General features: G+C 62.4%; 19 protein-coding genes. 11 read left to right on the top strand and 8 right to left on the bottom strand.

The window, feature by feature from the left end; all coding sequences use genetic code 11:
• Positions 1-19 precede the first annotated feature (19 nt).
• The 4 genes from RIT73_RS03935 to RIT73_RS03920 all read left to right on the top strand — a co-directional run bounded on the left by RIT73_RS03935 (position 20) and on the right by RIT73_RS03920 (position 5,186).
• Positions 20-2,455: a virulence factor MviN gene (locus RIT73_RS03935; protein ID WP_309130749.1), complete on the top strand. Its 2,436-nt coding sequence runs from the start codon at positions 20-22 to the stop codon at positions 2,453-2,455.
• Between the two features lie 128 nt (positions 2,456-2,583).
• A complete protein-coding gene (gene trxB, locus RIT73_RS03930; RefSeq protein ID WP_309130748.1) occupies positions 2,584-3,579 on the top strand; it encodes a thioredoxin-disulfide reductase in 996 nt (331 codons plus the stop codon).
• A 66-nt stretch (positions 3,580-3,645) separates the two neighbouring features.
• The gene (gene trxA / locus RIT73_RS03925) at positions 3,646-3,963 is read left to right on the top strand and encodes a thioredoxin (RefSeq protein ID WP_309130747.1); all 318 of its coding nucleotides are present in this window, start codon (positions 3,646-3,648) and stop codon (positions 3,961-3,963) included.
• Positions 3,964-4,076: 113 nt separating this feature from the next.
• Positions 4,077-5,186, top strand: a complete 1,110-nt coding sequence (locus tag RIT73_RS03920) for a peptidoglycan-binding protein (RefSeq protein ID WP_309130746.1) — start codon at positions 4,077-4,079, stop codon at positions 5,184-5,186.
• A gap of 4,031 nt (positions 5,187-9,217) precedes the next feature.
• Here RIT73_RS03920 and RIT73_RS03915 read toward each other — a convergent pair.
• The 8 genes from RIT73_RS03915 to rpmH all read right to left on the bottom strand — a co-directional run bounded on the left by RIT73_RS03915 (position 9,218) and on the right by rpmH (position 15,355).
• A complete protein-coding gene (locus RIT73_RS03915; protein ID WP_309130745.1) occupies positions 9,218-11,164 on the bottom strand; it encodes a ParB/RepB/Spo0J family partition protein in 1,947 nt (648 codons plus the stop codon).
• A gap of 70 nt (positions 11,165-11,234) precedes the next feature.
• Positions 11,235-12,131 carry an AAA family ATPase gene (locus tag RIT73_RS03910; protein WP_309130744.1) on the bottom strand — a complete coding sequence of 299 codons (897 nt, stop codon included), beginning with the start codon at positions 12,129-12,131 and terminating at the stop codon, positions 11,235-11,237.
• A 66-nt stretch (positions 12,132-12,197) separates the two neighbouring features.
• Positions 12,198-12,839 carry a 16S rRNA (guanine(527)-N(7))-methyltransferase RsmG gene (gene rsmG, locus RIT73_RS03905; protein ID WP_309130743.1) on the bottom strand — a complete coding sequence of 214 codons (642 nt, stop codon included), beginning with the start codon at positions 12,837-12,839 and terminating at the stop codon, positions 12,198-12,200.
• Positions 12,832-13,353 (bottom strand): R3H domain-containing nucleic acid-binding protein, encoded by a 522-nt coding sequence (locus RIT73_RS03900; protein WP_309130742.1) that lies wholly within the window; start codon positions 13,351-13,353, stop codon positions 12,832-12,834. Before RIT73_RS03900 ends, rsmG begins: the two co-directional genes overlap by 8 nt.
• Before the next feature lie 8 nt (positions 13,354-13,361).
• A complete protein-coding gene (yidC, locus tag RIT73_RS03895) occupies positions 13,362-14,321 on the bottom strand; it encodes a membrane protein insertase YidC (protein ID WP_309130741.1) in 960 nt (319 codons plus the stop codon).
• A 202-nt stretch (positions 14,322-14,523) separates the two neighbouring features.
• Positions 14,524-14,865, bottom strand: coding sequence for a membrane protein insertion efficiency factor YidD (gene yidD, locus RIT73_RS03890; protein ID WP_309130740.1), 342 nt, complete (start codon positions 14,863-14,865; stop codon positions 14,524-14,526).
• A complete protein-coding gene (rnpA, locus tag RIT73_RS03885; protein ID WP_309130739.1) occupies positions 14,849-15,214 on the bottom strand; it encodes a ribonuclease P protein component in 366 nt (121 codons plus the stop codon). Before rnpA ends, yidD begins: the two co-directional genes overlap by 17 nt.
• A 3-nt stretch (positions 15,215-15,217) precedes the next feature.
• On the bottom strand, positions 15,218-15,355 hold the full coding sequence (gene rpmH / locus RIT73_RS03880; protein ID WP_309130738.1) for a 50S ribosomal protein L34: 138 nt from the start codon (positions 15,353-15,355) through the stop codon (positions 15,218-15,220).
• 413 nt (positions 15,356-15,768) lie between these two features.
• Here rpmH and dnaA point away from each other — a divergent pair, with 413 nt between their 5' ends.
• From dnaA to RIT73_RS03845, 7 genes are all read left to right on the top strand, one after another.
• The gene (gene dnaA, locus RIT73_RS03875; protein ID WP_309130737.1) at positions 15,769-17,418 is read left to right on the top strand and encodes a chromosomal replication initiator protein DnaA; all 1,650 of its coding nucleotides are present in this window, start codon (positions 15,769-15,771) and stop codon (positions 17,416-17,418) included.
• A gap of 551 nt (positions 17,419-17,969) precedes the next feature.
• Positions 17,970-19,109 (top strand): DNA polymerase III subunit beta, encoded by a 1,140-nt coding sequence (dnaN, locus tag RIT73_RS03870; protein ID WP_309130736.1) that lies wholly within the window; start codon positions 17,970-17,972, stop codon positions 19,107-19,109.
• The gene (gene recF / locus RIT73_RS03865; protein ID WP_309130735.1) at positions 19,110-20,246 is read left to right on the top strand and encodes a DNA replication/repair protein RecF; all 1,137 of its coding nucleotides are present in this window, start codon (positions 19,110-19,112) and stop codon (positions 20,244-20,246) included.
• A complete protein-coding gene (locus RIT73_RS03860) occupies positions 20,243-20,755 on the top strand; it encodes a DciA family protein (RefSeq protein WP_309130734.1) in 513 nt (170 codons plus the stop codon). Before recF ends, RIT73_RS03860 begins: the two co-directional genes overlap by 4 nt.
• A gap of 254 nt (positions 20,756-21,009) precedes the next feature.
• Positions 21,010-23,007: a DNA topoisomerase (ATP-hydrolyzing) subunit B gene (gene gyrB, locus RIT73_RS03855; RefSeq protein ID WP_309130733.1), complete on the top strand. Its 1,998-nt coding sequence runs from the start codon at positions 21,010-21,012 to the stop codon at positions 23,005-23,007.
• Positions 23,008-23,136: 129 nt separating this feature from the next.
• Entirely contained in the window at positions 23,137-25,692 is a 2,556-nt protein-coding gene (gyrA, locus tag RIT73_RS03850) for a DNA gyrase subunit A (protein ID WP_309130732.1), read from the top strand.
• Positions 25,689-26,573: a DUF3566 domain-containing protein gene (locus RIT73_RS03845; RefSeq protein WP_309130731.1), complete on the top strand. Its 885-nt coding sequence runs from the start codon at positions 25,689-25,691 to the stop codon at positions 26,571-26,573. Before gyrA ends, RIT73_RS03845 begins: the two co-directional genes overlap by 4 nt.
• The last annotated feature ends 69 nt before the right edge of the window (positions 26,574-26,642 follow it).

The following is a 26,642-nucleotide window of genomic DNA, read 5'->3' as shown; positions in this document are numbered from 1 at the left end:
GCACTCAGTCCCCACGGAGGTGATCACCCTGATCCATATCGAACCCGGCATGGTCGTGGCCGGTCGTTATGTTGTATCGACGATCGACCGTCCATGGATTGAGGAAGCCCCGGAGGCAGGTGCTGTCTGCACCGCGCTCGACGCCATTCTCGACGAGCCCGTTCTCATCCACGTCGCCGATGCCGAGAAGTCCGGAGACATGCTCGATGCGGCCAGGCGGGTGTCGATCCTCGGCGATCACCGCATCGCCCCGACGCTCGACGTCGGACAGGCCAACGGCCTCGACTACGTCGTCGTCGAACGCATCGCGGCCGCACCGCTCGGGGAGATCATCCCGCGCACACCGATGTCCCTCGATGCCGCCCGAGCCCTGATCGGTGAGATCGGCACTGTCCTCGTCGCGGCTGCCCGTCGCGGACTGTTCCATATGTTCCTGCGCCCGAGCACCGTCGGCATCACCTCCAAGGGCAGTGTCCTCGTCTCCGGCATTGGCATCGACACCGCCCTGGCGCTGGGCACCGGAGTGATCCAGGCCGAGGACTGGACTCCGACGAAGGCCTCCCGGCAGGACGCCCTTGACCTGGTCCGGCTCTTCTATGCGGCTCTGACCGGCTATTGGCCCGGCGACGAGGCGGTCAGCGGGATTCCGCCCTCGGGCCGGGAGAACTCGCGGATCGCCCGCGCGAGTTCCCTCAACCCGGCGCTGCCCACAACGGTCGACGACTTCGTCACCGGGATCCTCACCGGCGTCGATCCGGGCCCGGGCTCGGTGGCCGAGGTCCTGGGATACCTCGCCGAGTGGGACCCCCAGATCCTGCGCTACGTCAGCACCGCGCCTGTGCGCGAGAACGAGAACCTGTTCAACCAGGCTCCGCGAAGCTTCGACGAGGCGACTCGGCTTCCCACCCCGAGGTCGAAATCCATCGGTGAGGTCGGCTCGCAGGCCACAGCCAGCGAGGACCAGGTCAAAGCGGCGCTGGTGCGGATCGGCATCACCCGCCCCGGCACCCGCGGTCTGGCCGCAGGAGTGGTGGGCAGGACCACCGGACGCTACGCGGACCGGATGCAGATGCGTGAGGCCTCGAGTTTCCCCGTCGGCGCCTCGCAGATCGACAACGCCGCCCAGGAATGGGACGAATGGGAGCCGGAGCAGACGTATTCCGACTACTCCGGCTATGCCGACCGCGAGTATGACGACAACATGACGACCCCGATCATGAACCGTGACGCCCAGGATCCCAATGATCCGGACACCCAGGCGCTCGACATCGTCGCCGAGGACGACGACAATGACACGCGGGTGATCATGGATGACGAGGACGACGGTTCGTGGTTCCTCGGAGGCATGTTCGAAACCTACGAGCAGCAGCGTGAGCACCAGCTGCGTGAGTACGAGCGCGAACGACGCATCGCCCGGGCCAAGGAGGAGGAAGCTCGACGTCGCATCGCCGCCCTCGAAGCAGCCTCGGCGGGCAAGCGAGCGGAGACCGCTCACACCCCACCGAAACAGGTCCGCAGGCTCTCTCCCGGCGACATCGACGACGTGTCCACCGCACCCATGTCCCCACAGGCCCCGGTGACGAACCGAACGGCGGCCGGCTCACAAGCCTCGACGCAAGGAGCGTCGACGCAGCCTGTCTCGACACAAGGAGCTGCCGAGCAGCAGAGTGGCGACACTCGGCCCCGAGTGGCCGCTGCGGTCGGTGCGGCAGGCGTCGGCGCAACGGCGGTCGGGGTCGGAGCAGCCGCGACAGGTGCAACTCCGGCTGGTGCCGGCCCAGGAGGAACCGGGGCAGCTCCCGGTGCAGCAGGAACCGGAACGCGCGGACCCGGACCCGACTCGGACGCATCTGAGCGGCGGAAGAAGCCGTTCCTGTGGATCCTCCTGGCAGTCATCCTCGTCGCCGCGCTCGTGATCGGGATCGTCGTGTTCAACCAGAACTCGGGCGACGATTCGGGCACAGTCGCGGATTCCCCGTCGCCGGCGCAGCCAGCGGACCAGGAAACCGAACAGCCCGCCGAGGAACCCCAGGCGGCGCCTCCGGAGATCGACAAGGTCTCCGCCCTTGATCCCGAGGGGGACAACAGTGAGAATGACGGCAATGCCGACAAAGTCGTCCCGGGTGAAAAGGGATCGTGGCGCACCGACCGTTACAACAGCGCCGATTTCGGAAACCTGAAATCGGGGCTCGGCCTGCATTTTGAGCTCAAGGACAAGACCACGGTCAAGGAGGTCGAGGTGAAGTCGTCCTCGTCAGGCGGTGCCTTCGAGATCCGCGACGGCTCGGACCCTGAGGACGCCAAGAAGGTGGGCGAGGGAGAATTCGACAAGGACGGAGTCACCGTCGAGCTCGACGATGGTGTGGAGACGGAGAATCTGATCCTCTGGATCACCAAGCTGCCAAAAGGTGAGGGTGGCTACCGCGCCTCGATCAGCACCGTCGAATTCAAGTAGTCGGACAAGTTCACCGCTGTGCGCGTGAGGAATAGCCCCACCCGCACGGCGGTTAGATATACGACAGACAATCCGCGTCCGCTCCGCCGGCGGCGCATCGAGAACGAAGCTGAACAGGACATCTGCACATGACTGAAACTCAATTGGTGATCATCGGGTCGGGTCCGGCCGGTTACACGGCCGCCGTCTACGCGGCCCGTGCCAATCTCTCACCGGTGATCATCGCCGGATCGGTGACTGCCGGTGGTGAGCTCATGAACACGACCGACGTCGAGAACTTCCCGGGGTTCCCGGAAGGCGTGCAGGGTCCTGAGCTCATGGAGAACATGCGCGCCCAGGCCGAGAGGTTCGGCGCCGAGGTGGTCTACGACGATGTCGAGACCCTCAAGCTCAATCCCGGTGCCCACGAGATCGAAACGGCGCTCGGGGCTCGCTACACGGCCAAGGCAGTCATCCTCGCGACAGGGTCGGCCTACCGTGAGCTCAACCTTCCCAACGAGAAGAAGCTCTCCGGCCACGGAGTGAGCTGGTGCGCCACCTGCGACGGCTTCTTCTTCCGCAACCAGCACATCGCTGTGATCGGCGGCGGCGACTCCGCACTCGAGGAGGCCACGTTCCTCACCCGTTTCGCCTCCAAGGTGACACTGATCCACCGCCGTCAGGAACTGCGCGCTTCACAGGCGATGCAGGACCGTGCCCGCGCCGACGAGAAGCTTGAGTTCCTCCTCGACAGCGAGGTGGCTGAGATCCATGGTGAGGAGTCACTGACCGGAATCACGGTTCGCAACACCGTCACCGGAGAGACTTCCGAGCTTCCGGTCACCGGGCTGTTCGTGGCAATCGGTTCCGATCCCCGCACCAGCCTGTTCGCTGACCAGCTGCCCATGCGAGACGACGGATACCTCAAGGTCGAAGGCCGCAGCTCGAAGACCTCAATCGAAGGTGTCTTCGCTGCGGGTGACGTCATCGATTCGGTGTACCGTCAGGCCATCACTGCCGCCGGCTCCGGCTGTGCCGCAGCATTGGACGCAGAGCACTACCTCGCCGACCTGGAGTCGGCAGCCAAGCAGTCTCAAGCTGCCGACGTCACCGACGCGGCAGTCACGGCGCCTGTAGGCTCCTGAGCGAGGGAATGAAACCCCTTCCGCAGCTGTTCCCTTGGGGGAACATTGATTGAAGAAAGGTAGGCCATGACGACCGAAGTCACCGACGCCACATTCGAAGAGACCGTGCTCAAGTCCGACAAGCCAGTTCTGGTCGACTTCTGGGCCCCATGGTGCGGACCGTGCCGTATGGTCAGCCCCATCGTCGACCAGATCGCTGAAGAGAACGCTGAGAAGCTCACAGTCGTCAAGGTCAACACCGATGAGAACCTGGAGACCGCCAGCGCCTACGGGATCACCTCGATTCCCGCGCTCTATGTCTTCAAGAACGGTGAGGTCGCCAAGACCATCATCGGGGCTCGGCCGAAGCCCGCCCTCGAGGATGAACTCTCCGAATTCATCTGATCCAACGCTCAGGCGCCTGTTGTACCTTCAACAGGCGCCTTCCGCGTTCTCGGACCTCCTGATCAGAACAGCAGATTGGCAAGCAATTGACACACCGACCTCACCCTCACCTGATGCGTGGCGATTCCTCTGAAGTCCTGACGACCGTCAAGTCTCAGATGGCCCGCATGGGTCTGAATGTCGGCCAATCCGGAACAGGAGCGTTCGATAGAGAATTCGAGCTCGCCCTGCGGGAGTTCCAGCAGATGCGGGGAATACTCTGTGACGGCGTGCTCGGTTCAGAGACATTCGCTGAACTCGAACGGGCCCGGTACCAGCTCGGAGACCGTGTGCTCCGCTACGACCCCGTCAAGCCGTACGCCGGCGACGATGTGCTGAAGCTTCAGCAGCGTCTCGCCGCTCTCGGCTTCTACGCGGGACTCATCGATGCCGAATATCGCAATGTGACCGAAGCGGCCGTCAAAGAGCTTCAGAAGAGTTTGGGCGCGAAGGCGGACGGGGTGGCAGGGCCACAGACGCTGCGCGGGCTCTCAGCCATTGACAGGCAGCAGGACACCGGCAACCTGTTCGCACTCGAAGAAGCCGCCCGAGTCGCTGCTTCAGGCACATCGCTCGTCGGACGCACCTTTGTCATCGAAGCTGCAACTACAGTTGTAGATTTCGTGGCTCTTCCGATGACTCCGGCTCAGTCGGCCAAGGAGGAGGAGATCACCAAGGATATCGCCCGCCGATTGGCAGGCCGCTTGGAGGCCGTCGGTGCCGGAGCGATCGTCGTCTCCGGCAAATCTGTTGAAGTCAGCAAGGCTGATCAGCTCGGTGCTTCGGCAGTCATCACGATTTCTGCCGACGTCAATCGCTCTCCGCAGGCCAATGGAGTATCTTCCTTCTACTTCGGGCACGAGAAACACCCCAACGTGAACTCACCGATCGGTGCGCGCCTGGCCTCGCTCATCCAGAGCGAGATCACTGTGCGGACGGGTATGCGAGACTGCCGCACACACGCACGATCCTGGGCTTCATTGAAGCGACTCAGGACTCCAAAAGTGCATGTCGTGGCGGGCTACCTGACTAACCCGGATGATCTCCAGAACCTTGAGGACGCCCAGGTCAGAGATGCGATGGCAGTAGGAATCGCCGCGGCACTGCAGCGGCTCCACGTCAAAGAAGATGCCGATCCGGAGACCGGCACGCTCAGCATTGAAGCGATCAAGGCCTACAACTGAGCGTGGAGTGCGCCGGCTCCGTTCGGCCTGGACCCACCGCATTGTAGTCAGGCCTCGAGCCGGGCACAGTTGAATACTCGCGCCCAGCGCTCAGCGGCACAGATGGCCGCGCGGGCTAGTGACTAGTTCGCGTCCTGTTCCACGTGAAACAGGACGGTCGTCCTGCATCGACCGTTTCACGTGAAACGCACTAAGTACGAGCCACACTGAAGCCCACTGTTCCATCCCGTAGCAACGCAGAATGCGCGACGAACGCACTCCCAACTCGACACCAGTTAGTCTCGCAACCTTGGGGCTCCGATAATACTTCGTCGCAGAACGCCCAAAGGTTTGTCAGAGGCAACTTGCTCCCTCTCGCAGGGGCATTCCATCTGGTTTCGCTCACCCGTTGACAATCGAGACGGGCGAATCGCTGCGACGTCGATCACGCCGATCGGCAGGTATAGCTGCGCCACGTCAAACCCTTGGCGGTCCCCAGAACCGTACACGCCGATATGCGTGTTTCTCCTCTGCGCCGTGCGGCAGGCACCCAGCAATACCAATTAGCGGATGCCAGCGAGCCCGGTGCTGTGAAATAGACCCACAACGACTAAGAGAGCCGATGTTCACGTTGTAGCCAGTTCAGAATTGTGAGAAGTAGTACAGGGCCTACTGCCGCGCTGCTACGGAAGTGGGTTGTTGTATAGGCCGCTATTTGCCTTTTTTCAGCGCCGTCGGAGCTGCCACGTTCCACGTGAAGCACTGACGAGTGGGGAACTCTACTAGCCTTACGACCGTGACATGAGGCACGCGATCCACACCAACAGCGGGTTGCCTCACGCGCTTATAGATCCTGCTAAGCTACGGCGCATACCATGATGCCCTCATCAGCTTCCGCTGCGCATGACCACCACGTCCTGAAACTAGTACCCCACGTACGCACCAACGGTTACGTGACTCACTTGCGCGGAGTGACCGGCTACGCGCGTTGACGGGCGCAGAAGAGGAGACAGGAGCCGTTTCACGTGAAACAAAAGCTGAGCAGCCATAGGCTCCACAGATTGGATAATGCCGGATCCGGATCCTGCATTACAAGCGAGTAGCGAAAGCGACCCAATTGGCACGAGGTCCGAGCTCACGTAAGGACGCAAGCTGAATACCTAAGGACAACTAACACTCCGAAGGAAGCGTCCGGTAACTGAGAGATGTAGGCAAGGAGGAACGGCTATCCGCCGCTCACAGTATGAACCCGTCTGGCGGCGCGTCCACGAGAAGGAGTCTTCCCGTTTCACGTGGAACACGACCTACGCCGAAACTGACTTGATCAGCTACCCAGGACCGACAGGACCAAGTGGTACTCCAACACTGCTCACGACTTGCAACCTCAGGAGGAGCACCGCAGGGCCGCATGCCAGCCGCGGAAACACAAACAGCCGCCCCTCCCCAAGCTCCGTACCGGAGTACATGCCTATAACCCACGGAGACAGGTATATCTGCAAGCCTCCACCAGCGAAGAGGTCCACCTCTGAAAGCAGTGTTTCACGTGAAGCGCCACCCCGTAATGGGAATTCCGGCAGCCAGTTCGCCCGATCCGCGACTGCCCACAGCAGTAGACCAATAACAGGTCCTAATGAGCTCGATACCACCGGCCCGATTAGGGAAGACGGTCAGCCTACGCGTAACCGTCAAATACACCAACATGTAGCTACTGCGGTCTCATAAACCTACAGCAACAAACGCGAACCACTCAATCCTCCTTTCCTGTCCCTGATGTGAGTGTTTCACGTGAAACGCCGCCGGGGAGAACCCGGGGTATCGGTGTTTATACGAATTGTTCGAGAAGTCCGAGAGGGTGAATGGCTGACAGGAAGACGTAACGCCTCGGCTCACAGGTGGCAGAGACCTACTGGAAAGTTGAAAGCGAGGGTGGCGGTATAGTATTAGTTCCGGAAATCCCCATCCCCAGAGGACCAGCAGCCGACCCATCGTTGTAGAAGTCGATGCATGCCGTTGCCAGAACCCTTGAGTCGGCGATGACAGCTCTGTGTTTAAACGAAATCAATCAGCTGGAAGGGTCAAGTCCGTTTTGATAACTCGAGCGAGGCGTAACGAGGTACCGCGGCGGACGGAGGAGCCAAGATTCCAACTTCGCTGACCAAATCACGAACTTTGCTAGGGACGGGCGGTATCCGCTCTCGCCGGCGATTGACACCATCAGTCAGGGAAACAGACGTCCTAAACAGGGCCGTGGTCGCAGTTGAGAGAATAGGCCACCCAGATCCAGTAGCAGCTGCTTCTCAATACCATCGGATGTTCCACGTGAAACTTCCTAGCCGGCGCTCAGAATATGCCCAAAGCGACAAACCCGCAGGACGGACGAAATGATCACCGGGCGGCGGTTGCACTCAGTAAAGCTGCCAGGAGACAGCCGTCGCCGCCCGGTAGAATCATTTGGCTGACGATAACCCAGGCCTACCAGTTAGTCTCCCCGCCGGCAGGGTGCCGTAGAAGACGCGCCGGTTGGCGTTGTCGATAAACGTGACCCAAGTTTTCGAGTGAAGCGAGCGTTGCGCGTGAAGCGAGTCTTTCGCTTGAAACGGGGGTTTCCCGTGAAACGAGTGTTTCGCGTGAACCGAGACGGCGTATCCTGGTTGAAACAAGAGCAGAGCGCCAATTTGGCCCTCGGCCCCACAACTTCGCGTGAAACACGGCGGCCGTTTCACGTGAAACACCGGGCGCTAGTTGAACTAGCCCACGTCTAACCGGCTCAAATTCAAGAGAATACATAGCGAAACACGAGCAGTAAGGTCCACAGCATTATCTACACGCTGTTGACCAAATACTATTCAAGTGCCACCACAGGAACCATCCGGGACTGCAACGAGTCCGGGTTCGCATCCGACCCCACAAAAACCCAACTGGACTCCTCAGACGCAGATGCGCCCACGGAGAGCGTAGCAGCTAGTTCAACGGCGTTTCGTCCAGCTCCAACGGAGCCCGCGTCGCCATGACTGCAACCCCCATTTGTTTCACGTGAAACAGCCCAGTACGGGGCGGGCGGGGCGGAAAAGCAGCGAACTCGCTCTACCGGAAGGGGTTGCCATATTTGGCCCACTAAGCCGAGCATCGGGGGTGGTCCATGTAACACGTGAAATCGGTAGCAACTAAGACCACGAGCCGATTGGGGTACGCGAAGGGAGGCTTGGGAATCAGCGTTCAAGCGACGCAATTGAGCCTGACGTTCTCTCCTTTTTGGAGTGCCCAGTGGACCCGCATCGCTGAGAACGAAAACGCGACTCAAGCGGCTCGTAGCGTCCGGTCTCTACAATCACCGGTAATAGCTAAAATCCTTGCCGAGATGGCGAAACCCCATGTTCCACCTGGAACGCCGCGCCGGGGGCCTGGTGAACCTCCAAGCACGTCCATGTTCCACGTGAAACGGCGCGTCTGGAGTCTGGTGAACCTCCATTCGGTGGCCCTTGCAAATGAAGCGGTGCGCGCGCTTCCTTCGGTATCCAGAAGACAAACGGGCAAGCGCACTAGGACCCCGTATTTGCAATGCTACGCCTGGCCGTGGAATGGAGTCTAAAGGATCCGGATTAACGCCGCCGTTCGGTGATCGAACGTCGTGGGAATCGGATACCAGCAGGAAGATTCGTACCGGTCAGGCCAGAGATGACGCACGTCCGAAAATACCGCATGCGGTTTTGCAGACGCGCGACAGAGGAAATGACGGCCGGGGCCTTCGAGAAAATGCCGAGGTGGCCAGGTGAAGGAATAGGAACGCACCTCCGATCACCATCCTCGTCGAACTAGGTGGAGTGAGAAGCGGATCACGATGTTTCACGTGGAACGGGAGCGGGAGATACAAGAATCCGGAACGACAACTACGCGCGCCAGGTCCGCAGGCAGCAACGTCGACCTTTTAGGCGCTCGAAAATGTATCCGTGCACTCTCGCCGTCGAAGCGGAAGCGAGTTCCAGACGCGTGCAAAAAGCCCCTCATCCGCCAAGGATAAGGGGCTATCCGCAGCTGCAGCGCTACGACGTGAGTCAGCGTTCGGAGTGATCGATTCCCAGGATGGACAGGATCCTGTCCAAATCTTCCTGATTAGCGAATTCCACGCTCAGCTTTCCCTTGCGCTTACCCACTGTGATGTTGACCTTCGTCTCCAGCCTGTCGCCCAAGCGTTCTGCAACTTCAATGAACTCGGGCGCCACCCGGGACGTTCCACGTGAAACGTTAACGGCGTCGCCACGGTTGAGAAGCACCACTGCCTCTTCGGACGCCCTGACAGACATTCCCTCAGCCACGATGCGCTGAGCAAGAACTTCCATGTGCTCCGGGTTCTTGAGCCCGAGGATAGCGCGGGCGTGACCAGCGGAGATGACTCCCGCAGCCACTCGCCGTTGCACGAGAGGTGGGAGACGCAGGAGACGCAGAGTGTTCGAGATCTGAGGGCGCGAACGTCCGATCCGCTCGGACAGTTCTTCCTGTGTACATCCGAAGTCTTCCAGCAGCTGACCATACGCCGCTGCCTCCTCCAAAGGATTCAGTTCAGCTCGATGCAGGTTCTCCAGGAGAGCATCCCGCAGGAGGTCGGTGTCATCGACATGCCGGATGATAGCGGGAATCGTCGCGAGGCCGGCTTCTTTCGTCGCTCGAAGTCGCCGCTCACCCATGATGAGCTCATAACGTGGAGACTCTCCGGGCTTCTGACGTACCACGACAGGCTGCAGCACCCCGATTTCGCGGATGCTGTGGACGAGTTCTGCCAGCTGGTCCTCGTCGAACACCGTACGCGGCTGACGTGGGTTCGGGTCGATGAGTTCGACATCGACTTCGCCGTATTCAGTGTCTGCGATCGATGCGACGCCATCGTCGTCGCCATCGGCGTCCTCCCCATCGTCGCCGTGGCCATCGTCGTCGTCGCCATCGTCGCTGCTGTCCTCGGAAGACTGCAGAGAGGAGTCAGAACCCAATTCCGTCGACTCCGAACTCACCGGGTTCGTTGCATCACCCGTAACCTCGGTGTCCACAGCGCTGCCGCGGGAGGACTCGATTCTCGAAGAAGCAACAGCAGCGTCTGCAACTCCGTCGGCAGCGGCCGCAACTCCGTCGGCAGGGTCTGCCGATGCCGACCCGAGATCCGATACGTCGTCGGTCGAGTCAGCAGGTGGTACAACTTCCGTAGTACCACCGCGATTTTCAGTAGCTGCGTGAGTAGGGGCCTCCGACGCCGAACGGTATACGCCGGGATGAGTCTCGAGAACCTCAGCGTCGAAATCGGCTTCGCGAGCCGACGTCGTGGCGGGTTCATCGCTTTCACCAGGCTTCCCATCGCCGTCACCAGACTCAACAGCTGTATCGGCCACGGGTGATTCGACACCAGGCTCAGAAGCGTCCTTCCGGCTCGCGGTGCCCCCCTCGTCAGTCGAATCAGTTCTGTCCGATTCCGGGGCTGATATTGAGCTGTCAGACACCTCGGGACTCGTTGCCGCCCCTGAGGACGTCTTCACAGTCTCGCCGGCCGCAGCCTCGGCGGTCATAGCGTTTTCGGCCACAGTCTCGCCGGCCGTGGCCTTGTCGGCCGCCGTCTCGCTGGATGCGGCATTCAGTGCCGAGCCAGTCGCCGGTCGCTTCTTGGATTCGGTGCCATCGGTCCCCGTCTTCGACTTGGTCCCGGAGGACTTGGACGTCGTGGATTGACCAGTAGCGGCCTTGGAGCTCCGCGACTTCCCCCCAGCTGACTCAGCAGTCGATGACTTCGAAGTCGTCGTCTTGGAGGTGGTTGCCTTGGAAGTCTCTTTGGAGGAGTCTGCCTTGTTCGTCGTCGACTCGCCGGCTGCCACCTTGGTGCTGGAGCCGTTCTTGGCCTTCCGGCGTCGCGAGGACTGCATCGACGCTGCTGGATCAGTCCGCGCACTGCGAGCCGGTTTTGCGTCTTCAGCGCCGGCTTTGGGCTCTTCTGCCTCACCACCGGAGAAGAACACGTCCACCGGACGTTCACTCGCGGCCGCATCCGGGATCAACGCGCCCAGACCCCGTCCCAGACCGCGCTTCCTGCGTTCAGCCACGCTTTACTCCTCGAATAGCGATTTCTTCGGCAGCTTCCCGATAAGACAAAGCGCCACTGGAATGAGGATCGTACGAGATCACGGTCTGCCCATAGCTGGGAGCCTCGGAGATTCGCACCGATCGGGGGATGGAGGTTCGCAGAACCTGTTCGGGGAAATGGGTGCGGACGTCGTCGGCGACCTGCGCACTCAGGTTGGTCCTGCCGTCGTACATCGTCAACAGGATCGTCGAGATCGACAGACTCGGATTGAGGTGCTTCTGGATCAGCTGGATGTTCTTCAGCAGCTGGCTCAGGCCCTCCAGCGCGTAGTACTCGCACTGGATGGGGATGAGCACCTCTCGAGCCGCGACGAAGGCGTTGACGGTCAACAGGCCGAGGCTGGGCGGGCAGTCGATGATGACATAGTCCACTCGAGCTCCGTCCGCGGCCTCTTCATCGAGGTATTGGCCCAGGGACCGGTGGAGGCGCTGTTCGCGCGCTACCAACGACACCAGCTCGATCTCGGCGCCCGCCAGATCGATCGTCGCGGGCACACATTTCAGGGACTCGAAATCTGGACACTGCGCCACGGCCTCACACATCGGCACGTCATCGATGATGACGTCGTAGATGCTGGTGACTTCCGAATAATGGTCGATGCCCAACGCAGTGCTGGCGTTTCCCTGCGGGTCGATGTCGATGACCAGGACGTTGAGGTTCTGCTTCGCCAGTGCGGCAGCGATGTTCACCGCGGTAGTGGTCTTGCCGACGCCGCCCTTCTGATTGGCGATCGTGAACACTCGAGTCGTATCCGGCTTCGGAAAATCCACCTGCGACAGGCGGTCGGCACGGCGGTTGTCGCGCGCAATAGCAGCACCTATGGGAGACGACTCGTCCATGATCGGCATTCGGCGCACTCCATCATCCATTGGGTTCACAAAGCTCTACTCAGCCTAAACCAGATTTGCTTTGATCTATTTCTTTACGATTTCCACTACGCGGCTCGGCACATCAAGGATTCCGCCCCCATCCACGACATGGATCGTCGGCTGACCAAAACGATACCGTTTCAGCAGCTTCTTCGTCTTCGCCAGCTCAGCCTCCACCGACGCTCCCTTGAGCGCCAGTATCCGGCCCTGAGGACCCACGACCTCATGGGTCCATTCGATCAGCGTCGTCATCGCCTTGACAGCCCGAGCGGTCACGACGGTGAACATCTCCTCGTCGATGAGCTCTTCCACCCTGGCGCGGACGATGCGGACATTGTCCAGGCCAAGATCGTCGACGACCATCTTCAGCCATTCGACGCGTCGTTCCATGGGCTCGATCAGCACGACCTGCGCCTGAGGGCGAAGCAGTGCAATGGGAATGCCCGGTAGTCCGGCGCCGCTGCCCACATCCCCGACGACGTCACCATCGTGGATGAACTCGGCGACGACGGCGCAGTTGAGAATGTGCCTCGTCCACAGCCTGTCGACTTCGCGAGGACCGATCAGACCCCATTCGATCCCGGTCGTCGCAAGGTGCTCGGCGTAACGCTCGGCCCTGCCGAACGCATCCCCGAAGTACTCTTTCGTTCCGTTTGGAGGAACCTCGAGCGCGGACAAATCAGTCATCGGCGGAACGGACGATCACGTGGCGACCGTCTCCTTCACCTTCGGATTCGGAAATCAGTCCCGAGTGTGCGACCTGATCGTGGATGATCTTCCGCTCGAAGCTGTTCATCGGCGGGAACACGAAGGTCTCGCCGGTCTCCTTCACATCCTCGATCGCCTTCTGAGCCTTCTTGATCAGCTCATCACGGCGACTGGACCGGAAGCCGTCGATGTCGAGCATCAGCCACGACCGCTGGCCGGTGCTGGTCTGCACGGCCAGACGGCAGAGCTCCTGGAGCGCGCTCAACGTCTTGCCGTCGCGCCCGACGAGAGTGCGCAGGTTCGAGTCGTCCTGGTCTTCGCACACGATCGAGAGCTGGGCGCGACCGTCAGCGACGTCGATGTCGATGTCACCATCGATGTCTGCGAGGTCCATCAACTCTTCGAGGTAGTCCGCTGCGATCTCGCCCTCTTCTTCGAGGAGCTCCGCCCTGGTCGGCTTCGCAGCCGTGTCTTCCACGATCTCTTCAGTCATGTTCTTCCTCAGCGCTTCTTGTTCTTCTTACGATTCTTGCTCACCGGCTGCGGCCGCTGCCCAGTGGGCTTCGTAACCTCTGGTGCCTTCTCCGCGACAGATCCGTTGACCTCAGGCTGCTTGATGGCCTTGCCCTTGCGCGCCTTGCGCTCGAGCATCTCCTTCTCAGCCTTGGAACCGGGAGCCGGCATATTGCGGATGACGATGTGCTGCTGAACCATGGTCCAGGTGTTGGAGACCAGCCAGTAGAAGAGAACACCGAGCGGGAAGTAGATGCCGCCGACGCCGAAGACGATCGGCATGATGTAGAGAAGCATCTTCTGCGACTGCATCATCGGGTTCGCCATCGCGGCTTCCGACATGTTCTTCGCCATCATCTGCTTCTGGGTGACGAACATGGTGGCCGCCATGATGACGATGAGGACACCGGTGAGCAGCTTGACGCCGATGCCGGGATCGGTGAAGACAGCCGACAGGGAGATCCCGAACACCGAGGACTGCTCAGCCTGGATCGCCAGGTTCTGGGTGAAGCCTCCGATGTTTCCGATGTCGCCGTTGGCGACCTTCGGCATGTTGTGGATGACGCGGAAGAGCGAGAAGAAGATCGGCATCTGCACGAGCAGCGGCAGACAGGAAGCCCACGGACTCGTCTTGTTGTCCTTGAACAGGGCCATCTGCTCTTCGGCCATCGCCTGACGCGAGTACTGGTCCTTCTTACCCTTGTACTTGGCCTGCAGACGCTGGATCTCCGGCTGGAGCAGCTGCATCTTGCGCTGAGCTTTGATCTGGTAGACGAACAGAGGGATCAGCACGGCGCGGATGACGAGAGTCAGTCCCGCGATGGAGAGCACCCAGGTCCACCCGTTGTCCGCCGGCAGACCGATCGATGTGAAGATCTCGTGGAAGATCGCGAGGATCCAAGCAACCACCCACTGCAGGGGGTAGAGCAGCTTGTCAAACCAGTCCATTCAGATCTCCTCGTTACAACGATTCTTCACGATCGTTCATTTTGCCATTCTTGTCTGTCCGTTGCGACACCGGTTCGCTGCACCCGGTTTCGCCGATGACCCCGCAATTCAGCGCGATCCGAAGCATGCCGCCGGGGACGAGCGACCGCATCACCGACCAGAGAGAAGCAGCCTCTCACCGGGTCTCTGCGAGGATTCCCGTTCAGAAGCGCATCGTCTCCGACCGTGCCTGACGGGCCGAACCGGGAACATGGTCCACCCCGCCGTGTGAGAAGGGGTTGCACCGCAGTATCCGCCACCCAGTCAACACCATCCCCTTGAGAACTCCGTGTATCTCGAAGGCCTCGAGGCCGTACATCGAGCAGCTCGGGTAGTACCGGCAGACCTGCCCATAGAGGGGCGAGATCACTTTGCGGTAGGCCCGGATGAACCAGACGAACGGAAACCGCGGACCGATCCGGATCAACCACCAGAGGCTGGGCCAGAATCCATGCGGACGGCGCGGGACCTCCGATTCGTGTTTCAGATCATGCTCGGCGTCCACGGTCCAGGAGCTTTCTGCGCGCTTTGGTCAGCAGCATGGTCACTTCGGATTCGAGCTGAGCGAAGTCCGCCTCGGTGGCGTTCGGCTGAGCCCGGATGACGAACAGGCATCCAGGTTCCAGCTCCTCGAGCCGGCTGTGCATGATCTCCCGCAGTCGTCTCTTCACACGGTTGCGCCTGACGGCATTGCCAACGGCCTTGGATACGATGAAACCCACGCGAGCAGCGTGGGAATCATCAGTGTCTGACAGGCAATGCGCCATCAGGTGCTCCGAGCGCACACGGACTCCGGCTTTGAAGACTCTCTTGAAGTCCTCGCCGATCCTGATCCGATGCGCTGCGGGGATCACGTCTTATGCCGAGACTTCGGTACGTCCCTTACGACGACGCGAAGCCAGGATGGCGCGACCGGCACGGGTGCGCATCCGCAGACGGAAACCGTGCTTCTTGGCACGCTTGCGGTTGTTGGGCTGGAAAGTACGCTTACTCACTTCAAGTCTCCGATATCTAGGTCGCCGGTGAACGACAGTGCGTTCTCACAAAAAACGGCGGTACGAGTCTCGACCGCCGAGCACTCCTGTGCATTAGAGCTTAAAGAGAAGCGAATGAAGCCCAGCACACAGGACACTCCATCTTAGCGAATGCCGAAGTTGATGGTCAAACCGTCGCCTCATGGCTCCGGTCACCCGTCGGAGTGCCCGCCGGGACGTCTTCCGGACAACTGTCGGGAGGCGACGCTCCCGTGTCCACAAGTCACAACAGTGTAGTTTTCCACATCCTTATCCACGATATGTGGAGCATCACTGCGCCGGCTCGCCACTGTTCCACAAACTGTGGAAAACTATGTGGATGTCATGCACAGGTGTGGATTGCACCAGTGACGCAGTGCGAACGTGGAGGAAGATTGCCGAATTCCAAGAATGAGCTCATCAGCCAATGGCGGACGGTGGTCTCGACCCTGGAGCAGGACGCCGGCCTGACGGCCCACCAGAAGGGATTCCTGTTCCTCGCACTCCCCAAAGCCCTCATCGACAACGCGCTCGTCCTCCTTGCGGTGCGTGACGAGCACACTCGCCGCACCATCGAAACTCGCTTACGTGAGCCTCTCACCAGGGAGTTCTCACGAGTGTTAGGTTTCGATGTGACCTTCGGGTTCGTCGTCGAGCCGGACCTCGACGTCCCCATTCGATTCGAAGAGCTCATCGGGGAGCCCACCCCCCACTCCGCCCTCAGCCATGAGACTCCAGCGGCGGCTCTGCCGTCCCCGACTCCCGGTCCGGGGCAGAACGGTTCGAATGCGCCGGGTCAGCCACAGGAGTGGGATCGTCCCCAGCCGTCGGCGTTCGAGCCTGTGGACATCACGCGCGATCGCACCATCCGTCCCACTTCACGCCACACTCCCGCGGCTGCAGCCTCTTCTCCCACAGCTGTGGATAACTTCGGTGGAGGAACCATGACCACCGAGGCGGTCGCTCCGGAGGCTCCGAGCGCGGAAGTCCCCGGCGTGGCTCAGCTCAACCCGAAGTACACCTTCGACACCTTCGTCATCGGCGCCTCCAACCGCTTCGCCCATGCTGCCGCCTTCGCCGTGGCCGAAGCCCCGGCCAAGGCCTACAACCCCCTCTTCATCTACGGGGACTCCGGGCTGGGCAAGACCCACCTGCTCCACGCGATCGGCTACTACGCGACGCAGCTGTTCCCGGAGATCCGGGTCAAGTACGTCTCGAGCGAAGAGTTCGTCAACGACTTCATCAACACGATCGGCTCGTCGCGCACTTCGAACTCCCTCCGGCCGGCCTTCCAACGCCGCTACCGGGAGGTCGACATCCTGATGATCGACGACATCCAGTTCCTCCAGGGCAAGGACGCAACCGTCGAGGAGTTCTTCCACACGTTCAATGCTCTGCACAACGAGGCCAAACAGGTCGTCATCACCTCCGATCAGCCGCCGAAGATGCTCAAGGGCTTCGAGGAACGGCTCCGCTCTCGTTTCGAATGGGGTCTGCTCACTGACGTCCAGCCTCCTGACATGGAGACCCGATTCGCCATCCTGCGGCGCAAGGCCGCCGGCGAACAGCTCGACGTTCCCGACGACGTCCTCGAATACATCGCCTCGCGAGTGTCGTCGAACATCCGCGAGCTCGAAGGCGCACTCATCCGCGTCACCGCCTTCGCCAACCTCAACGACCAGCTCGTCGACGTCAGCCTCGCCGAGACCGTCCTCAAGGACTTCATCACCCAGGACGAGACGCCGACCATCACGGCTGCCGACATCATGGGTCAGACTGCGGCCTACTTCAGCCTCACCCTTGACGACCTGTGCGGCACCTCGCGTTCGCGGACTCTGACCACCGCACGCCAGATCGCGATGTACCTGTGCCGGGAACTCACCGATCTGTCGCTGCCGAAGATCGGCCAGGCATTCGGCGGCCGCGACCACACCACAGTCATGCATGCGAACAAGAAGATTCGAACCCAGATGGCCGAACGTCGGGCTGTCTATACCCAGGTCACCGAATTAACAAACCGCATCAAACAACAGCACCGTCTATAGAACCGTCTATGCACAGCTGTGGATAAGGTTGGGGACAACAGGACCACACTGGGGATAAACTGGTGGACAAGTGAAGACGATCGGGTGGACGGATGTGAACTACATGCATGTGCTTACCCAGGCGGACCCGGAGGCACCGCTCCGGGTGCACACGTGGTCCACACCCTGGAGAGGTCCATCTGCCCTGGCTACCGGCGCGTAAGAGGGAGTTGTCCACAGTGTCCACAGGTGCTGATACTTCTACTGAGTGAATTCATGTCATAGGAGGGTCGGCGCCACCGACTGCCGGGGAGAACCTCGGGGAGCTGAGAAAAGCGCTCAAGCTGCGGTTGGAGCGGGTCCCGGATATTCGAACATGACGTCACGAGCGTTTCTCGGATACGAGATCTGCCCACCGCCGATCGCTGTCAGAGGCGGATTCACGCGGAACTGGGAGGAACGGGCCTGTCCTGCGCTGTTACCCGGAATTCGGCTAGGCTGTGTAGAGTCTTCCGAGCAGCGTGAAGCCGGGAAGTCGTGAGTACATCGGGTGGACACCCCCAAGGAGTAAAGTGAACGCCGAAGCATCGCCCCTGAAGTTCAAAGTCAACCGTGATGTCCTCGCTGACGCTGTCACCTGGGCCACGAAGACTCTCCCCAATCGCCCATCCGCTCCGGTCCTCACCGGAATCCTCATCACAGCCGAAGCCGGCGGCACTGTCCGCCTGGCTGTCTTCGACTACGAAGTCTCCTCCCGGGTGGACATCTCCGCCGATGTCGCATCCGCGGGGACTGTGCTCGTCTCCGGTCGTCTCCTCGCCGACATCTCCAAGGCCCTGCCCAACCAGGAGGTGACCCTCGAGCAGATCGGCTCCAAGGTCGAAGTCACCTGTGGATCCTCCCGGTTCTCCCTGATGACGATGCCCGTTGCGGAGTATCCTTCGCTCCCACAGGTTCCCGATGCTTCCGGAACCGTGTCCGCCGGCGAATTCCAGAACTCGGTCTCCCAGGTGACGATCGCGACGTCGAAGGACGACACCCTGCCGATTCTCACCAGCGTGCGGGTCGAGATCGAGGGCGAGAAGGTCACCCTCCTGGCCACGGACCGCTACCGTCTGGCGGTGCGTGAGTTCACGTGGAATCCCGGCCGTCCCGATGTCTCCGCAGTGGCGCTGCTGCGCGGTCGCACACTGTCCGATGTCTCGAAGTCCCTCGGCGGTGACGTCACGATCGGACTGAGCACCGACTCCGGCAAGGACCTCATCTCCTTCACCTCGGCCGGACGGGTCACCACCTCGCTGCTCGTCGAAGGCGAATACCCGAAGGTCCGCTCGCTGTTCCCCGACTCCGTGCCGATCCACGCGATCGTCGAAACCGGAGTTCTGCGTGAGGCCGTGCGTCGTGTGTCCCTGGTCGCCGAACGCAACACTCCGCTGCGCTTCGAGGTCAGTGACGGCCTGCTCACGCTGCACGCCGGAACCGGCGACGATGCGCAGGCGTCGGAAGCCGTCGAGGCGGTTCTCCAGGGTGAGTCGATCACCGTCGGGTTCAATCCGCATTACATCGCCGAGGGTCTGGCAGCTGTGGAGAGCCCATACGTGAACTTCTCATTCACGCAGCCGATGAAGCCGGTCATCATCTCCGGGCAGAAGGACCTCGATTCCCCCGCCGACGAGTCGTACCGGTACTTGCTCATGCCCACCCGTATCTGAATGTGGATATCCCGCCTCTCACTTCGTGACTATCGCTCGTACCGCGAGCTCGATCTCGAGTTCGAGCCGGGGGTCACCACCTTCGTCGCCGACAACGGCACGGGCAAGACCAACATCGTCGAGGCGATCGGCTATCTCGCGCATCTGCGCTCTCATCGGGTCGCCTTCGACGCCCCGCTCGTCCATGAGGATGCGCAGATGGCGTCGATCTCAGCGCTGGTCAACCGCGGGCAGCGCCATGCCGTGGTCGACGTGTCGATCCAGGCGAAGGGAGCCAACCGGGCGCGGGTGAATCGGTCTCCGGTCAAGCTCAAGGAGATCCTCGGACTCGTCTCCTGTGTCGTCTTCGCCCCCGAGGACCTTAGCCTGGTGCGCGGAGAGCCGGCCGAACGCCGGAACTGGATCGACACCCTGGTCGTCGCCCGGAATCCTCGCTACGCCTCGGTCATCGCTGACTTCGAACGGGCTCTCAAACAGCGCAACGCCCTCCTCAAACGCCTGCGGGAAGAGCGCGACCCCGGCCTGGAGGCGACCCTGGACATCTGGAACATCGCATACGCGGAGGCTGCGGCGGAGCTGGTGTTCGGCCGGATCAAGGTCCTCGCCGACATCGTCGCCCCACTCCAGGAGAACTTCGCCTACATCGCCGCCGATGCCCGGCTGGAACGACAGGGGATCCAGGCCCGCTACGACTCCCGGATCGACTACGCGCAGGCCGACTCCGCCGGTGAGTGCCAGGAGCTCCTCCTCGCCGCACTCGAGCGCAGGCGCAGCACCGAGATCGACCGCGGGCTGACCCTGCACGGCCCCGGCCGCGATGATCTCGCACTCACCATCGGAGATCACCCCGCGAAGGGCTACGCCTCTCACGGGGAGACCTGGTCATTGGCGCTGGCGATGCAGCTGGCCGGGTGGGACCTGCTCAGCTCCGACGCGGGATCGACCGCAGAGCAGCCGATCCTCATCCTCGACGACGTCTTCGCGGAACTCGACACCGGGCGGCGGAACCGGCTGGCCGCCCGGATCACCGAAGCCGAACAGGTCCTCATCACCGCTGCCGTCGACGCCGACCTTCCCTCCGGTCTCGAGGGGACCAGAATCGGTCAGTCCCGTCTGCTCCCGGTGGAGTCGACATGAGCGGGATCATCCCCGACGAGGCGACTCCGGTCGCCGCCCTCGAAGCCCTCGACCGAGTGCGTCGGATGGAGGTGACCCAGGCGCGGATCTTCGCCCACCGGCGCCGGACCCGCATCCGCGGAGACGTCACCTACACCTCGGCGGGCAAGGACAAACGGGACCCGGCGACGATCTCATCGGCGCTCGGCAACCTCATCTCCTCACGCGGGTGGAGTTCGTCGATCGACATCGGCAAAGTCCTCGGTCGCTGGCCGGAGCTCGTCGGCACCCAGGTCGCCATGCACTGCAAGCCGGTCGACTTCTCTCCTCCCCTCCTGGTCATCGCCGCGGATTCGACGACGTGGGCGACGCAGCTGCGCGTCCTCAAGCCCACGATCCTCTCCGCCCTCGAGGCGGGGCTGGGGTCGCGGACGATCACCGAGATCGAAATCCGCGGGCCGCAGGGCCGCAGCTTCAAGAAGGGCCGGCGCAGTGTGTCGGGGCGCGGTCCGCGCGACACCTACGGCTGAGCGGCCGGACGGATACGACGAATCCGCGTCCCAGTTCTCCACCCGAGCTCCGCGGTGGATCGGCCGGTGTCCGGACCACCTCGGCGAAAACGACAGAATGCCTTAAACGGCGATAGCGCGACCCTCTGCTGTCCGGGGGTACTGCGGACGGCCCAAATATCCGCACATAGGCCCTCTGGGGCCGCTTACGGGCATTTCACGCCTCGGCGCGGTAGAATAGGAGGCTGTTAGCGTTCACTTGGACAAGGAGTCACATGACGACCGAGGATCAGTCCCATTACGATGCCGGGGATATCACGGTACTCGAAGGTCTCGAAGCAGTTCGCAAGCGTCCTGGCATGTACATCGGATCGACCTCGGAACGCGGTCTCCACCACCTCGTGCAGGAAATCGTCGACAACTCCGTCGACGAAGCGATGGCCGGTCACTGCGATCACATCGAGGTGACGATCCTCGCCGACGGCGGCGTTCGCGTCGTCGACAACGGACGCGGCATGCCCGTGGCCATCCACCCGACGGAGAACAAGCCCACCGTCGAGGTGATCCTCACGATCCTCCATGCCGGCGGCAAGTTCGGCGGTGGCGGCTATGCGGTCGCCGGTGGCCTCCACGGCGTCGGTTCGACCGTCGTCAACGCCCTGTCCGAGCGCCTCGACGTCGAGGTCAAGCGCGACGGCTACGTCTGGACGATGGACTTCCGCCGAGGCGTCCCCACCGGTGAGCTGACTCGTGGGGCGCCGACGGACGAGACCGGCACCACGGTCACCTTCTGGCCCGACGCCGACATCTTCGAGTCCACCGAGTTCTCCTATGAGTACCTGCGGGCCCGCTTCCAGCAGATGGCGTTCCTCAACAAGGGACTGCAGATCAGCCTGCGAGACGAACGGCACCTGCAGGTCGACGACGACAACCCGCAGATCGATGAGGACGAGGCGGCCGAGGCCAAGCCGCGCGAGGCCACGTACCTCTACGAGCACGGCCTGCTCGACTACGTGCAGTACCTCAACTCGACGAAGAAGGCCGAGGTCGTCCATCCCGACGTCATCGTCTTCGAGGCCGAGGAGGCGGAGGAGACGCTGGCGCTCGAGATCGCGATGCAGTGGACGACGGCGTACAACGAGTCCGTGCACACCTACGCCAACGTCATCAACACGCATGAGGGCGGCACCCACGAAGAGGGCTTCCGCACCGCGCTGACCTCGCTGATCAATGCCTATGCCCGCGATCAGAAGCTGCTGCGCGAGAAGGATCCGAACCTCACCGGCGATGACATCCGCGAGGGTCTGACCGCGGTCATCTCCGTCAAGCTCGGCGATCCCCAGTTCGAGGGTCAGACGAAGACGAAGCTCGGCAACTCCGAGGTCAAGGGCTTCGTGCAGAGAGTCGTCCGCGATGAGCTCGGGCACTGGCTGGAGTCCAATCCGGCCCAGGCCAAGGACGTCGTCCGCAAGTCGCTGCAGGCCTCGCAGGCCAGGTTGGCGGCCCGGAAGGCACGCGAAGCCACCCGCCGCAAGGGCCTGCTCGAGTCCTCGGGCATGCCCGGCAAGCTCAAGGACTGCCAGTCGAAGGACCCGGAGATCTCTGAGGTCTTCATCGTCGAGGGTGACTCCGCCGGCGGTTCCGCCGCGCAGGGCCGCAATCCCAACACGCAGGCGATTCTGCCGCTGCGCGGCAAGATCCTCAACGTGGAGAAGGCCCGCCTCGACCGGGCGCTGGGCAACAACGAGGTCCAGGCGATGATCACCGCCTTCGGCACCGGCATCGGCGAGGAGTTCGACCTCGACAAGCTCCGCTATCACAAGATCGTGCTCATGGCCGACGCCGACGTCGACGGCCAGCACATCACCACCCTGCTGCTGACGCTGATCTTCCGGTACATGAAGCCCCTCATCGAGCACGGCTACGTATACCTGGCCACCCCGCCCCTGTACCGGATCAAGTGGTCGAACTCTCCGCACCAGTTCGCCTACACGGACAAGGAGCGAGACGGACTGCTGACGGAGGGCAAGGCCGCCGGCAAGAGACTGCCGAAGGACCTCGCGATCCAGCGCTACAAGGGTCTGGGTGAAATGAACTACGAGGAGCTGTGGGAGACCACGATGGACCCCGACCATCGGCTGCTCAAGCAGGTGTCGCTCGACGACGCGATCGTCGCCGACGAGATCTTCACCGTGCTCATGGGCGACGACGTCGACTCCCGCCGCCGGTTCATTCAGGAGAATGCGAAGGACGTCCGCTTCCTCGACATCTGATCCCCGCACCCCGCCGAGGTGACCGCGAGTCCCAGCGACCGCCTCGGCGAGGGTGATTCGAATCCTCACGAACTCAACCGCTGCCGATGAGAGAGCTGCGTCGGAGCAGAAGCAAGGAAAGAGCCCAGATTGGCTGACGAGAACGAAACCGGAACCGGAACCGAGATCAACCGGGTCGAACAGGTCGACCTCAATCTCGAGATGCAGAGGTCGTACCTCGACTATGCGATGAGCGTCATCGTCGGGCGCGCGCTGCCCGACGTGCGCGACGGTCTCAAACCCGTCCACCGTCGCGTCCTCTACGCGATGTTCGACGGCGGCTACCGGCCGGACCGCAACTTCTCGAAGTGCTCCCGCGTCGTCGGTGACGTCATGGGTCAGTACCACCCGCACGGCGACACGGCGATCTACGATGCGCTGGTGCGTCTGGTGCAGCCGTGGACGATGCGCTACCCGCTCATCTCCGGTCAGGGCAACTTCGGTTCGCCCGGCGACGACGGCGCCGCCGCCCCTCGTTACACCGAGTGCAAGATGGCGCCTCTGGCCATGGAGATGGTCCGCGACATCGAGGAAGACACCGTCGACTTCCAGGACAACTACGACGGCCGCAACCAGGAGCCGGTGGTCCTGCCCTCGCGGTTCCCCAACCTTCTCGTCAACGGCTCCGCCGGCATCGCCGTGGGCATGGCCACGAACATCCCGCCGCACAACCTGCGGGAGGTCGCCGCCGGCGCCCAGTGGCTGCTCTCCCACCCCGAGGCGAGCAAGGAAGAGGCCCTCGAAGCGCTCCTCGGTCTCGTCAAGGGTCCCGACTTCCCCATGGGAGCCACGATCCTCGGGCGCAAGGGCATCGAGGACACCTACCGCACGGGCCGCGGCTCCATCACCCAGCGCGCCGTCGTCGAGGTTGAGGAGATCCAGGGACGCACCTGCCTGGTCGTCACCCAGCTGCCGTACATGGTCAACCCCGACACCCTCGCCGCGAAGATCGCCTCCTACGTCAAGGACGGCAAGGTGGCCGGTATCGCCGACCTGCGCGACGAGTCCTCGGGCCGCACCGGCCAGCGCCTCGTCATCGTCCTCAAGCGTGACGCCGTCGCGAAGGTCGTGCTCAACAACCTCTACAAGCACACCTCGCTGCAGGAGAACTTCTCCGCGAACATGCTTGCGCTCGTCGACAACGTTCCGCGCACGCTCAGCCTCGATTCGTTCCTGCGCCTGTGGGTCAAGCATCAGATCGAAGTCATCGTCCGGCGCACCAAGTTCCGGCTGCGCAAGGCCGAGGAACGCGCCCACATCCTGCGCGGCTACCTCAAGGCCCTCGACGCCCTCGACGCCGTCATCGCCCTGATCCGCCGCTCGCCCTCCTCCGATGAGGCGAGGTCGGGTCTGATGGAGCTGCTTGACGTCGACGAGCTGCAGGCGAATGCGATCCTCGATCTGCAGCTGCGTCGTCTGGCCGCCCTGGAACGCTTGAAGATCCAGGAAGAGGCCGACAAGATCGAGACGCAGATCGCCGAGTACAAGCACATCCTCGAAACTCCAGCCCGCCAGCGGGAGATCGTGTCCGAGGAGCTCGACGAGGTCGTCGAACGCTTCGGCGATGACCGCCGGACGAAGATCCTGGCCGGATTCGACGGCGACGTCTCCATGGAGGACCTCATCCCCGAGGAGGAGGTCGTGGTCACGATCACCCGCGGCGGCTATGCCAAGCGCACGCAGACCTCGCTCTACCGGGCCCAGCATCGTGGGGGCAAGGGAATCAGGGGGGCGCAGCTGCGCGGTGACGATGTCGTCGAACAGTTCTTCGTCACCTCCACACACAACTGGCTGCTGTTCTTCACCAACACCGGTCGCGTCTACCGCGCCAAGGCCTACGAGATCCCCGAGGGTTCCCGCGACGCCAAGGGCCAGCATGTTGCGAACCTCCTCGCTCTGCAGCCGGGTGAGACGATTGCCAAGGTGCTGTCGATCCGCGACTACGACGATGCCGAGTTCCTCATCCTCGCCACCCGCTCCGGCGTCGTGAAGAAGACCCGCCTGAGTGAGTACGACTCGAACCGCACCGGTGGCGTCATCGCCATCAACCTGCGTGAGTACAACGGTCAGCCCGACGAACTGGTCTCGGCGCGGATCGTCGGTCCCGAGGACCACCTGCTGCTCATCTCCCGCAAGGGCATGTCGATCCGGTTCGCCGCCGACGACGAGACGATCCGGCCTCTCGGCCGCGTCACCTCGGGGGTCACGGGAATGAAGTTCCGTGACGACGATGAGCTGCTGACGATGGACGTCGTCCAGCCCGACAGGTACGTCTTCATCGTCACCGAGGGCGGCTACGCCAAGCGGACTCCGGTCGACGAATACCGGCTGCAGGGCCGCGGCGGGCTCGGCATCCGAGTTGCCAAGATCACGGAGGAACGCGGAGACTTGGTGGGCGGGCTCATCGTCGAACAGGGTGAAGAAGTCCTGGTCGTGATGGAACGCGGTAAGGTTGTCCGGTCGAATATCGACGAAGTTCCTGCGAAGGGACGCAACACCATGGGTGTGGTGTTCGCGAAGCCGGGGAAGAATGACCGTATCATCGCAGTAACCCGTGGACCCGAGACCGTAGTTGAAGACGAAGCCGACGTACCGGAGGGTGAGGTCGCAGTGCCTCAGGCCGGCAGCGAGGATGTGGAAGAGTGAGCGAGAACAAGAAGCCAGGCTCAGGCAAGATCATCAGGACTTCGAGCGGCTCGACTCGCTTGACCGCGGGATCGGCGACGACTGAGGACAAGCCGGAGACCCCGGGAGGTTCGCCCAACGGCCAGCCTGCCGGACCCCGGCAGTCACCGGCGCCGCGTCAGTCCTCGGGTGGTCAGTCCCCGACCCCCTCTGCTGGGGCGAAGTCCGCGAAGACGAGTGGTCCTCCCACGGTCGTCGCGCCTCCTGCGCCCAAAGCGGCACCGCAGTCCGGGTCCGGCCCGGCCTCCGGTTCGGGCTCGACCACCGGCTCCGGCCCGACCACAGGTGCGGGTTCAGCCACTGGCGGCGGTGCGCAGACCACCGGCTCACAGCCGAGCGGAGGCCAGCAGACCGGATCCGGCGGCAACGCGGCCACCTCGAAGATGGCCGCCGCGGCCAATACCGTGCGGGCCAGCTCCGGCGGCGTCAAGATGGGCGTCAAGAACATGGTCGAGAGCGGTAAGGGCAAGAAGAAGAAGGGTCCGCGGACCGTTCGCCTCACCGTCTCCGCCATCGACCCCTGGTCGGTGATGAAGATGTCCTTCCTCATCTCCGTGGCCATCGGCATCGCCACGATCGTCGCCTTCATCGTCCTCTGGATCGTGCTCCAGGCGACCGGTGTGATGAGTTCGATGGAAGCCACGATGACCGAGCTGGCAGGTGCTGAGTCCGCCGAGAGGCTCCTCGGCATCTTCGCGTTCGGCCGGGTCGTGGCCGCAGGGTTCATCATCGCCGTCATCAACATCGTGCTGCTGACCGCGCTGTCGACCCTGGCGGCGTTCCTCTACAACATCGGTTCGCTCATCGCCGGCGGTTTCCACCTGACCCTCACCGACGACTGATCTCTTGCGGATCTCACCGATCCAGCGGCCTGTGACTGGAGTCACTGCCGCCGGATTTGTGTTTGCCGA

The sequence above is a fragment of the Brevibacterium sp. genome, from assembly GCF_031179145.1.
In the GTDB taxonomy this organism is placed as follows: Bacteria; Actinomycetota; Actinomycetes; order Actinomycetales; family Brevibacteriaceae; genus Brevibacterium.
This window is presented reverse-complemented; position numbering and strand designations above follow the sequence as displayed.

Bases quoted from the DNA above. Each gene is read 5' to 3' on its own strand.
- trxA (WP_309130747.1), top strand. From the start codon at position 3,646: ATGACGACCGAAGTCACCGACGCCACATTCGAAGAGACCGTGCTCAAG.
- RIT73_RS03910 (WP_309130744.1), bottom strand. From the start codon at position 12,131: ATGCCGATCATGGACGAGTCGTCTCCCATAGGTGCTGCTATTGCGCGC.
- rsmG (WP_309130743.1), bottom strand. From the start codon at position 12,839: ATGACTGATTTGTCCGCGCTCGAGGTTCCTCCAAACGGAACGAAAGAG.
- gyrB (WP_309130733.1), top strand. From the start codon at position 21,010: ATGACGACCGAGGATCAGTCCCATTACGATGCCGGGGATATCACGGTA.
- yidC (WP_309130741.1), bottom strand. From the start codon at position 14,321: ATGGACTGGTTTGACAAGCTGCTCTACCCCCTGCAGTGGGTGGTTGCT.
- trxB (WP_309130748.1), top strand. From the start codon at position 2,584: ATGACTGAAACTCAATTGGTGATCATCGGGTCGGGTCCGGCCGGTTAC.
- RIT73_RS03900 (WP_309130742.1), bottom strand. From the start codon at position 13,353: ATGACTGAAGAGATCGTGGAAGACACGGCTGCGAAGCCGACCAGGGCG.
- recF (WP_309130735.1), top strand. From the start codon at position 19,110: ATGTGGATATCCCGCCTCTCACTTCGTGACTATCGCTCGTACCGCGAG.
- RIT73_RS03920 (WP_309130746.1), top strand. From the start codon at position 4,077: ATGCGTGGCGATTCCTCTGAAGTCCTGACGACCGTCAAGTCTCAGATG.
- RIT73_RS03860 (WP_309130734.1), top strand. From the start codon at position 20,243: ATGAGCGGGATCATCCCCGACGAGGCGACTCCGGTCGCCGCCCTCGAA.